We start from the raw sequence: 1065 nt of genomic DNA on the forward strand, positions 1-1065 counted from the left end.
ATGGGTTCTCCTGGAGAAGGTGGTGGTTGGGGGCCGGAGGGTCATCGGTTGACGGTCGCCAGGTCGGCGGACAGCGCCCGGGCGGAGTCCACGATGACGGGGACGAGTTCGTCCCGGAGTTGCTGCGTCGAGTACCGGGCGGCGTGGGTGGAGACGTTGAGTGCGGCCACCACCCGCCCGTCGCGGTCGCGGACAGGGGCGGCCAGCGAGCGCAGCCCGGGCTCGAGCTCCTGGTCGACCAGCGCCCACCCGCGGTCGGCGATCTCCGCCAGTTCGGCGCGCAGCCCGGATTCGTCGCTGATCCCGTGCGGTGTGAGCACCCGCAGATCGGTCGCGGACAGGTAGGAGTCCAGGTCCTCGGGGGGCAGGGCGGCCAGCAGGACCCGGCCCATCGAGGTGGCGAAGGCGGGGAACCGGGTGCCGATGGTGATGCCGATGCTCATGATCCGGCGCACCTGGACGCGGCCGACGTAGACGATGTCGTGACCGTCGAGAACGGCGATCGACGACGACTCGTCGAGGCGGGCACTGAGCCGTTCGAGATGTGGTTGTGCCAGGTCGGTCAGTGGCATGGCCGACAGATAGCTGTAGCCGAGGTCGAGTACGCGCGGGGTGAGCCAGAACGCCGATCCGGCGGTGTCCACGTAGCCGAGCTCCACCAGCGTGTGGAGGAACCGGCGGGCCGTCGCTCGCGTGAGTCCGGTGGCCCGGGCGACCTCGCTGAGGGTCTGCCGCGGGTGGCCGGCGTCAAAGGCGGTGATGACGGCGAGGCCGCGTGCGAGGGACTGGACATAATCGGGGGAGGCGGATCGTTCGGATGCTGTCCCGGGTTCGGTCTCGGCGGGCTCCGGCACGTCCGCGGTCACGCGGGGTCCGGTGCGTGGGCCCGGGTCAGGTGGGTGCGCAGGACCTCGCAGACGCGTTCGGGCATCTCCACTGTGGGTACGTGGGCGGCGGGGGACAACGTCACGAAGTGGGCTCCGGGTACGCCGTCGGCGATCTCGCGGACCACCTCGGGCGCGGTGGAGGGGTCCTCGTCGCCGGCCACCACGAGGGTGGGGCAGG

At 71.4% G+C, this 1065-nt stretch carries 2 protein-coding genes; both read right to left on the reverse strand.

All coding sequences use genetic code 11. The features are described 5' to 3' along the window. Positions 1-41: 41 nt before the first annotated feature. Complete coding sequence (locus G6028_RS14075; protein WP_182659246.1) at positions 42-854, reverse strand: IclR family transcriptional regulator domain-containing protein; 813 nt, start codon at positions 852-854, stop codon at positions 42-44. Positions 855-862: 8 nt separating this feature from the next. Next, a partial coding sequence (locus tag G6028_RS14080; protein ID WP_182659245.1) for an alpha/beta hydrolase occupies positions 863-1065 on the reverse strand: 203 nt, incomplete at its 5' end.

It is taken from the genome of Dietzia cercidiphylli, from assembly GCF_014145145.1.
GTDB classification, from domain to species: domain Bacteria; phylum Actinomycetota; class Actinomycetes; order Mycobacteriales; family Mycobacteriaceae; genus Dietzia; species Dietzia natronolimnaea.